The sequence below is a fragment of the Bacillus cereus group sp. BfR-BA-01382 genome (assembly GCF_022663475.1).
In the GTDB taxonomy this organism is placed as follows: Bacteria; Bacillota; Bacilli; order Bacillales; family Bacillaceae_G; genus Bacillus_A; species Bacillus_A thuringiensis_S.
In genome coordinates this window covers 1-1,660 of sequence record NZ_JAKUFQ010000228.1, presented here as the reverse complement: position 1 = coordinate 1,660, position 1,660 = coordinate 1, and the positions used below count along the sequence as shown (strand labels likewise).

The window sequence follows — 1,660 nt, the reverse complement described above, 5'->3', positions numbered from 1 at the left end:
CTTTTTCTTCTTCTTTAGCTTTTTCTTCTTCTTTAACTTTTGCCTCTTCTTTAGGCTTTACCATTTCTTGCGCTTTCGGTTCTTCTTTAACTTTTACTTCTTCTTTGACTTTTGCCTCTTCTTTAGGCTTTACTATTTCTTGCGCTTTCGGTTCTTCTTTAACTTTTACTTCTTCTTTAGGCTTTACTATTTCTTGTGCTTTCGTTGTTTCTTTCGCTTTTGCTACTTTCTGCGTCTTTACTTCTTTCTTTTCTTTAACTGATTTTTGTACTTTCGCTACTTGCTTCATTTTCTCTTCAGTTTTCTTTTCAGTTGGTGCTGTACTTGATAGGAAAGAAACGTTTGCATAAGCTGTTTTTCCTTTATACTCAAATTGCAGCCATCCGTCTTTTACTTGATGCGTTGATTCAATTACATCATCTTTTTTCAGTCTGCCAAGAATTTCTGATTCTGTGTTTGCTTCGGTACGTACATTTAACAAATTCGCCGTTACATGATACACATCTTTTGTAAACTCCGAACTTACAAACACTTCTTTACCGTTCAATTCAATTTTTGACCAACCATCTTCAGTATTGATGACTTTTAACTCTTGCCCATTCTTTACTTTTTCGACCACTTTTGATTCTGTAGTCGGTTTTTCACGTACGTTAAGTACATCTGCTGTTACGATTGTTTCTGCGGTAGCAGTTGTGGTAAATGCCCCCAATCCAAAAATAGTTGCTGTTGCTGCGCCAATTACTTTTTTCATATTAGCCTCCATTATATTTTTTGAATTTTATCAAATGCCTCTGTAAAATTGTATAATTTTACATAATATCAAAACATTTGCAACAGTATATTAATATTGTTTAATATACTGTTATTAAAACTCCTTACTCCAATACTATCAAATTCTTATTTCTAATTCTATATATTATAAATATCCTTATCTTTTATAAAAGCTTCATGCCCTTCTTCACACTAAATAGTTGTTGCAATTCCCGCCAAAAATAAACTTACGATTGCTAAAATTTTAGTAGCGACTATAGCACCGCTTAAATGAAACTTATAATCTTTATATCCCTTCATTCCTTCTGTACTAGGAATCACAACAAACCTTGGAGTAATCCAGCAAAAAATTAGCCAATCAATTATAAGTAAATCTACTAAATTGAAAATCATTAAAATACCAAAAGTGTGTAAATAAGCATCCATATACATTAATTTTTCATGCTTATGTAATATATATGTAGAAACGAAAGGACAACCGAAAAGAATAGCATTATATACAATATTAAAGTAAATGGTTTGCTTTTTTTCATGAATCGATTTTGGAAAAACTACTTTTTGAATATCTTTCGGATAATCAGTTAATGATAGTCGAGGATTATAATATAAGGACCCTAAAATCATTACGGATAGTACAGTAGACATGATGACACCAACGTACATCATTTGCTCAAATTGATTCATATGCTTCATTCACCCTTTTCTGTAATTACTATGTTGATCATTTACTTAATTACATATTGTATGTACGTACATAATCAAAAATTAACAACTAGCTTTAACAACTAGCTTTAACACCAAAGCAAAATTGTTGCAATGCAAATGCAAACTTAATACAGTGGAAGCCTAATTGCTACAGATAGGATGGATGAAACCTATGAAAATTGAA

The 1,660-nt window shown here is 31.3% G+C and carries 2 protein-coding genes; both read right to left on the bottom strand.

Features of this window, described 5'->3' with window-relative positions; genetic code table 11:
• Positions 1-751 (bottom strand): SH3 domain-containing protein (locus tag MR160_RS33545; RefSeq protein ID WP_242299204.1); only part of this gene is annotated, 751 nt, incomplete at its 3' end.
• Between the two features lie 212 nt (positions 752-963).
• The gene (locus tag MR160_RS33540; RefSeq protein WP_242299203.1) at positions 964-1,455 is read right to left on the bottom strand and encodes a nitroreductase; all 492 of its coding nucleotides are present in this window, start codon (positions 1,453-1,455) and stop codon (positions 964-966) included.
• Between the last annotated feature and the right edge of the window lie 205 nt (positions 1,456-1,660).

What these genes read in the sequence shown, in the direction of transcription:
- MR160_RS33540 (WP_242299203.1), bottom strand. Translation starts at nt 1,455, where the DNA reads ATGAATCAATTTGAGCAAATGATGTACGTTGGTGTCATCATGTCTACT.